Source organism: Actinoallomurus acaciae, assembly GCF_042429965.1.
Classification (GTDB): domain Bacteria; phylum Actinomycetota; class Actinomycetes; order Streptosporangiales; family Streptosporangiaceae; genus Actinoallomurus; species Actinoallomurus acaciae.
On record NZ_JBHLZP010000429.1, the window covers coordinates 1 to 6924 of the forward strand.

Annotated in this window: 9 protein-coding genes and 1 pseudogene; 7 read left to right on the plus strand and 3 right to left on the minus strand. The window is 72.6% G+C overall.

The window, feature by feature from the left end:
• Positions 1-310, plus strand: a pseudogene (locus ACFFNX_RS37280) (hypothetical protein); the annotation flags it as partial.
• Here the strand turns inward: ACFFNX_RS37280 and ACFFNX_RS37285 are convergent.
• Entirely contained in the window at positions 294-1073 is a 780-nt protein-coding gene (locus tag ACFFNX_RS37285) for a helix-turn-helix domain-containing protein (protein WP_378210748.1), read from the minus strand. The pseudogene ACFFNX_RS37280 and the gene ACFFNX_RS37285 overlap by 17 nt on opposite strands.
• Positions 1074-1151: 78 nt before the next feature.
• On the opposite strand from ACFFNX_RS37285, the gene ACFFNX_RS37290 reads away from it, so the two are divergent.
• Complete coding sequence (locus ACFFNX_RS37290; protein WP_378210749.1) at positions 1152-1565, plus strand: VOC family protein; 414 nt, start codon at positions 1152-1154, stop codon at positions 1563-1565.
• A 32-nt stretch (positions 1566-1597) separates the two neighbouring features.
• On the opposite strand, the gene ACFFNX_RS37295 is transcribed toward ACFFNX_RS37290, so the two are convergent.
• Positions 1598-2647, minus strand: coding sequence for an aldo/keto reductase (locus ACFFNX_RS37295; RefSeq protein WP_378210750.1), 1050 nt, complete (start codon positions 2645-2647; stop codon positions 1598-1600).
• Between the two features lie 95 nt (positions 2648-2742).
• On the opposite strand from ACFFNX_RS37295, the gene ACFFNX_RS37300 reads away from it, so the two are divergent.
• Complete coding sequence (locus ACFFNX_RS37300) at positions 2743-3147, plus strand: MerR family transcriptional regulator (protein WP_378210751.1); 405 nt, start codon at positions 2743-2745, stop codon at positions 3145-3147.
• A gap of 259 nt (positions 3148-3406) precedes the next feature.
• Positions 3407-3895: a cupin domain-containing protein gene (locus ACFFNX_RS37305; RefSeq protein ID WP_378210758.1), complete on the plus strand. Its 489-nt coding sequence runs from the start codon at positions 3407-3409 to the stop codon at positions 3893-3895.
• 42 nt (positions 3896-3937) lie between these two features.
• Here the strand turns inward: ACFFNX_RS37305 and ACFFNX_RS37310 are convergent, their stop codons facing one another.
• On the minus strand, positions 3938-4807 hold the full coding sequence (locus ACFFNX_RS37310) for a LysR family transcriptional regulator (protein WP_378210753.1): 870 nt from the start codon (positions 4805-4807) through the stop codon (positions 3938-3940).
• 69 nt (positions 4808-4876) lie between these two features.
• Between ACFFNX_RS37310 and ACFFNX_RS37315 the strand changes: the two genes are divergently transcribed.
• From ACFFNX_RS37315 to ACFFNX_RS37325, 3 genes are all read left to right on the plus strand, one after another.
• Positions 4877-5677, plus strand: a complete 801-nt coding sequence (locus ACFFNX_RS37315; RefSeq protein ID WP_378210754.1) for an SDR family oxidoreductase — start codon at positions 4877-4879, stop codon at positions 5675-5677.
• 145 nt (positions 5678-5822) lie between these two features.
• Positions 5823-6209 (plus strand): cupin domain-containing protein, encoded by a 387-nt coding sequence (locus ACFFNX_RS37320; RefSeq protein WP_378210756.1) that lies wholly within the window; start codon positions 5823-5825, stop codon positions 6207-6209.
• 22 nt (positions 6210-6231) lie between these two features.
• Positions 6232-6924: NAD-dependent epimerase/dehydratase family protein (locus ACFFNX_RS37325; RefSeq protein ID WP_378210757.1), on the plus strand; the 693-nt coding region annotated here is incomplete at its 3' end.

Sequence of the window (6924 nt, forward strand, 5' to 3'; positions counted from 1 at the left end):
GGTGGGCGAACTGGCCGCCGAGGTCGTGGCGATGGCGCGTGCGGCCCGCCGGAGCCTGGACGGCGACGGCCCGTGGACGCTGGTGCTCGCCGGCGGCGTGTTCGCCGATCCGGCGGGCCGCTTCCTGGCGGCGGTACGGAAGGCCGAACCGGACGTGGAGCGGGAGTTCGCACTCGCCGTCGTGGACGCTCCCCCGGTCGCGGGCGCCGCTCTGCTGGGCCTCGACCGGATCGACGCCGCGGTCGGCGCCGGGACCGTGCGCCGCGCGTTCCTCGCCGGGCCATCGCCCGAGGTCATCGACCTCCGCTGACGGCCGTTCCGCCGGCCGCGGGGGTGTGCACGAGGACGGAGGCGCCTGAGGTGCCGACCGGCCGCAGCATCGAGAGTGTCATCGGGACGCCGCGCACCTCCAGGGTGGTCGGCGAGAAGTCCGACACAGACCGGCATTCCCACCAGTGCGTCAGGTCGGGGCGTTCGGCGGCCAGCAGCCGGCGGATGTCGCCCACGCGGGGATCGTCCGGTCGCCGGTCGGTGCCCGTGCGGAACTGGCCGTACAGGCCGCGGACGAGACGCGGCCAGTCCGGGACCGCGTCCTGGAGTTCGCCGACGAGCAGGAGCAGGAGGTTGCGCCGCTCCCGCGCCACCGCCGACGGGTCGAGCACCATGTCGTGGTACGCGGGGTTCCACCCGGCGATGTCGAGACGTTCGTCGAGGATCAACGCGGGCGTGCCGGGCCAGGAGCCGATGAGCCGTCGCAGGTGGTCGCGGTCCGCCGGCGGCGCCGTCTCGTCGTGGTACCCGGCGAGTTCCAGGGCGTGGCGGCGGGACCCGGCGTCCATGCGCAGGACCCGGCACACCGAGTCGAGCACCTGCCGCGACACCGCGACCCGGCCCTGTTCGAGCCAGGTGTACCAGGCGATGCTCACGCCGGACAGCGTCGCCACCTCCTCGCGGCGCAGCCCCGGCGTGCGGCGCCGCGCGTCCGCGCTCAGGCCGACGTCGGCCGGCGCGGTGTGCTCACGGGCCGCCCGGAGGAACCCGCCGAGCTCGCGGCGGAGCCGATCGGGGGACATACGGCCAGCCTATGAGTCTGGCCAACAGGACTTTCCGTGTACTCCCTCGGTCGCGGTACGCGCGGCAGGCTGACCGGCATGACAGCACAGATCTGGCGCCGTGACCCCGACTCGTCCCACCGTGAGGAGCCCCGCGTCCTCATCCGGGTCTTCGTCGGGCCGGGCGAACTGGAGGAGGCCATCGGCTTCTACGAACGGCTGCAGGGCACGTCCGCCGACATGCGGATGCCCTACCCCGAGAAGAACCTCGTCCTGGCCGCGGTCGGCGCGTTCCTGATCATCGAGGGTGACGAGGAGTCGCTGCGCCCGTTCCGGGCCACGACCGGAACACTCCTCGTCGACCACGTCGAGCCCTACTACGAACGGCTGCTGAGCGCGGGAGCCGAGGTGGTCGGGCCCCTCAGGCAGGTGCCCGTCGGCGCCGGCTTCACCGTGCGGCATCCCGACGGGGCGGTGGTGGAGTACGTCCATCACCGCCCCATCGCGGACTGACGCTTCCCGGGCGCGGGGCCGCCGGAGGGGCGCTACGCCGCCGGCCGGTCCGGCAGGGGCCGTCGGCGCTGCGCGGTCTCGGTCAGCGCCGGATGGGTCCACGCGCCGTCCGGGTGGTAGACGTTGGTGCCGGGCGGCACGATCGCGTCGATGCGGTCCAGCGTGTCGTCGTCCAGCGCGAGTGCCGCCCCCTTGAGCAGCGATTCCAGCTGTTCCATGGTGCGCGGCCCGACGATGACCGAGGTGACGGCCGGGTGCGCGGCCGCGAAGGCCACGGAGAGTTCGGGGAGGGTGCTCCCGATGCCGGACGCGACCTCGACGAGTTGTTCGACGACGTCCAGCTTGGCCGCGTTGACCGGCAGCGCGGGGTCGAACCGGCCGGGGGTGAGCGCGGCGCGTCCGGTGCTCAGGTCGATGGCCTGCCCCTTGCGGTAGCGGCCGGTGAGGAAACCCGAGGCGAGCGGGCCCCAGGTCAGCACGCCCATTCCGTAGCGTCGGCAGGTCGGCAGCACGTTCGCCTCGATGCCCCGGGCCAGGATCGAGTAGGGAGGTTGCTCGGTGCGGAACCGCTGCAGGGCGCGGCGCTCGGCGACGTGGTGGGCCTCGACGATCTCCTCGGCCGGGAAGGTCGAGCAGCCGAACGCGCGGATCTTCCCCTGCCGCACCAGGTCGGTCAGTACGGACAGGGTCTCCTCGATGTCGGTGGCGTGGTCCGGGCGGTGGACCTGGTAGAGGTCGATCCAGTCGGTGCGCAGCCGCCGCAGGCTGTCCTCGACCGCCGTGGTGATCCACCGGCGGCCGTTGCCCCCGCGGTTGCGGCCCTCGCCGAGCGGAAAGTGCACCTTGGTGGCCAGTACCACCTCCTCCCGGCGTCCCTTCAGGGCCTTCCCGACGATCTCCTCCGACTCGCCCGCCGAGTACATGTCGGCGGTGTCGACGAGGTTGATGCCGCCGTCCAGCGCGGCGTGCACGATGCGGATGCAGTCGTCGTGGTCCCGGTTGCCCACCGCGCCGAACATCATGGTGCCCAGACAGTGGACGCTGACTTCCATACCGGTACGCCCGAGATGGCGGTAATGCATGGTGAGGCTCCCCGTGAAAGATCGAAAGTGGCTTTGGCCGTCCGCTGCACCCTAGGAGCTGGACCCGACTCCAGCTCAAGTCCCATCCTGGACCGGTGAGCGATTCCCACCAGAGCCTGACCATCAGCCAGGTGGCCGCACGTACCGGCCTGAGCCCGGATACTCTGCGCTTCTACGAACGCGAGGGCATCCTGGCCGACCCCGTACGGCGCGGCCCCGGGGGCCGGCGCGTCTACGCCGAGCACGACGTCGAGTGGCTCAACCTCTGCATCGTGTTGCGCTCCTCGGGCATGCCCATCCCGGCGATCCGCCGCTACACCGAACTGGCCCGCCAGGGAGACGGCACCGAGAAGGACCGGTTGGCCCTGCTGCGCGAGCACCAGGGGGAGATCTTCGCTCAGATCGCCGAACTCCACCGCTGCCTCGACGTGATCAACCACAAGATCGCCGTGTACGAGGACCACCTGGACCGGCCCGGCCCCGGTCCTGCGGGAGGGTGAGGGGCTCTCCCCGGCCGCCGGGGCGGAGCGCACGCCCCGGGGTGGAGAAGGGGAGCGGCGGCTCCTCGTGGTGCCGGCCGCACCGCGCATCCGGCATGGCCGGAGACCGCCGGGCGCACCGCGGAGCGGGCCAAGATCGAAGAACGGCCGGGTCATGCCAAGATCGTCTTATGTGGGCATCTCGGCATACCTTCCTGGATCGGACCTCCCCGGCGCCGCGGAGTGAGCGCGTGATGACCAGGCTCGCGGGTACGTGACGATGGCGGTCGAGGAGAACGACACGACGGGCCGGATGCTCCGCCCGTACATCCTGGCCGCGGGCGAGGGCGAGATGGCGGCGGCGCCCGAGGGCTCGGTCATGAGGCTGAAGGCGTCCGCCGAGTCCACCGGTGGCGGCCTGGGCCTGATCGAGGGCGTGGACGCGCCGGGCTTCGCCACGCCCCTGCACCGGCACGACGTCGCCGAACTCTGGTACATCCTCGGCGGACACTACGACTTCTACGTCGCCGGCGAGTGGCTGCCGGCCGACACCGGAGCCGTGGTCTTCGTCCCCGGCGGGCTGGTCCACGGCCTGCGCGCGGGACCGGAGGGCGGGCGCAAGCTGACGATGATGATCCCCGGTGGCTCCGAGGGCTTCTTCCGCGACGTGCACCGCGTCCTCGAGGAGGACGCGGCGACGCCGGAGAGACTTCGGGCGCTGGGGGCCGAGTACGGCATCGAGTTGATCGGCCCTCTTCCGGAGGGCTGACCTCCCGATCGCGCCCGGCCTCCCCGCAGGCCGTGTCCTGTCTCAGCGGGTGTCCTCCAGGGCCGTCCTGACGAACCAGGCGATCGAGGGCGACCGGCTGCCCGCCGGCCACAGCGCCAGGGTCTGGTACGGCGCCGCGTCGCGTACGGGGCGGTAGGTCACGTCGGGGCGGACGTTCCTGGCGGCCAGTGAGGCCGGCACCAACGCGGCGGCCTGGCCCAGGGCGATCACCTCCAGCAGCTGGGCGGTGTCCCGTACGACGGGGCCGTCGGCCGGCCGATCCGGGTCTCCCAGCCAGTAGTCGCGGTCGACGCTCGCCGGAGCACTCCATCGGGGCGCCGGCTCGGCGGCCAGGTCGGCGGTGCTGAGCACCTCGCGCATGGCGAGCTCGTGTCCGGAGGCGAGCGCCGCGACGCGTGGTTCGGTCATCAGCGGCTCGGTATCGAGGCCGTGGCCGTCGAAGCACGCCGCGATCGCCACGTCCGCGCGCCCGTCGCGGACCATGTCGGCCTGCTCGCCGAACCCGCTCACCACGACCCGCAGCTCCGGCGCGTCCGGCTCGGCGCGGGACCGTGCGCGGATCCGGTGCAGCAACTCCGTGGCCACCCCCGGTTTGGCGGTGACCACGAGGCCGCGGCCGGGAAGGCCCGCACGCTGCGTCCGGCGTACCGCGGAGCCGAGGGCGCCGAGGACGACCGCCGCCTCCTCGACCAGGGTCGCGCCGGCCGGGGTCAGCGCCAGCCGGTGCCGGCTTCGATCGAAGAGGGCGACACCGAGCCGGCGCTCCAGTCGCCGTATCGCCCGGGACAGAGGCGGCTGAGCGATGCCGAGCCGTTCGGCCGCGCGCGTGATGTTCAGCTCCTCGGCCACGGCGCAGAAGTAGCGCAGTTCGCGGATCTCCGGCTCCGGCATACCGCCAGGGTATGGGGCGGCACCCACGCGGTCTTTGTCTCGCGGAGCTCCGGCGGCTGGAGTGGGGGCATGAACGCGAACGACGTGGCACTTGTCACCGGCGGCAACAAGGGCATCGGCCGGCAGATCGTGCGCCGCCTCGCCCAGCAGGGCCTCACCGTCTATCTCGGCGCCCGTAGCCCCGAGCGCGGCCGCTCGGCCGTCCGGGAGCTGAAGAGGGAATCGGTCCCGGTGCGCGGCGGAAGGCCGGCCGCCGATCCCGGCACGACCGGCGGACCGGACATCCGGTTCTTGCCGCTCGACGTGACCGATCCACGATCCGTCGAGGCGGCCGTGACCAAGATCGAGACCGAGGTGGGGCGGCTGGACGTGCTCGTCAACAACGCCGGAATCATGGTTGAGCGGGGTGCCCCGACCGCCGAGATCACCGCCGCGCAGCTCCGCGAGACCTACGAGGTCAACGTCTTCGGCGTCGTCACGATGACGTCGGCCTGCGTGCCTCTGCTCCGCCGCTCTCCCAATCCGCGGATCGTCAACATGTCCAGCGGTCTCGGGTCGCTCGCGATCCTGAGCGACCCGGCGAACCCTCTCGCGCGTCGCGCGTTCCTCGCCTACGGCTCGTCCAAAGCGGCGCTCAACGCCCTGACGCTGATCTATGCCAATGCGCTCCGTGCCGAGGGGATCAAGGTCAACGCCGCCGGCCCGGGCCTCGTGCCGACCGACCAGAATGCCGCCGTGCCCTTCCCTCGCGGCGACCGCACCACCGCCGACGGCGCCGTCGTCCCGGCCCTGCTCGCGACGATCCCCGCCGACGGGCCCACCGGCGTCTTCCGCGGTCCGGACTCACTGGAGGACGTCATCCCGTGGTGAGCCCCCCCACACTCGTGACCCACGCGTGTACACACCTTTCGTCCTGGCCACGTACGGCGCGACGCCGAGGGTCCTGACCGGTACACCGGATCGGACCCCAAGTGGTCTAACACCTCCGGCCGCCGACCTCCTAGCCTCCGGGAACATGAGCACGAACTCGGTCCTGACCACGCTGTTCCACCAGATCCCGCCGTCGATTCCCGAAGGCGCGGAGGTGATGACCGCGACGGTCGAGATCCCGCCGGGTGACCCGGGCACGCCCCCGCACCGGCACTCCGGGCCCGTCTTCGGCTACATGCTCGAAGGCGCGATCATCTTCGAGCTGGAAGGCGAGCCCGAACGCGTGATCCGCGCGGGCGAGGCGTTCTGGGAGCCGGGCGGCGACGTCATCCACTACCAGGCGGGCAACGCCTGCTCCGAGGAGTGGAGCCGCTTCGTCATCGTGATGCTCGGGGTCCCGGGCGAGCCCATGCTCACCCTGGTCGACGAGGCCGAGCTCGAAGCGCGCCGCGACCGGCGCGCGCCCCGCTGACATCAGGAGAGGCCGACCCGATATGCACGTCTTCATCGCCGGTGGCACCGGCGTCCTCGGCCGGCGGATCATCCCGCGCCTGGTCGCCGAGCGCCACCGCGTCACCGCGCTCACCCGTACGACGGAGGGCGGCGAGTCCCTGCTCTCGGCCGGCGCCGTGCCCGCCCTCGCCGACGTCTACGACGCGGAGGCGCTCACGCGCGCCGTGCGCGTCGCGTCGCCCGACGTCGTGATGCACCAGCTCACCGACCTGAGCCGCGGCGACACCGCGGCGAACGCGCGGATCCGCGTCGTCGGCACCCGGAACCTGGTGGAGGCGGCACGGCAGGCGGGCGTGCCGCGGATCGTCACGCAGAGCATCGCGTGGGTGTACGAACCGGGCGAGAGACCGGCCGGTGAGTCCGTGCCGCTCGATCTGGCCGCGCCGGAGCCGCGCCGGACGTCCGTCGACGGCGTACGGGCGCTGGAGGCGGCCGTACGGGAGCTCCCCGAGTGGGTGATCCTGCGGTACGGGATGCTGTACGGGCCGGGCACCTGGTACGCACCGGACGGAATGATGGCGGACCGGGCACGCACGGGCGGGCTGACCGCCGGCGCCGACGTGACGAGCTTCGTCCACGCCGACGACGCCGCCGAGGCGGCCGTGCGGGCGCTGACCTGGCCGTCGACCGCGGTGAACGTCTGTGACGACGAGCCCGCGGCGGCGGACGACTGG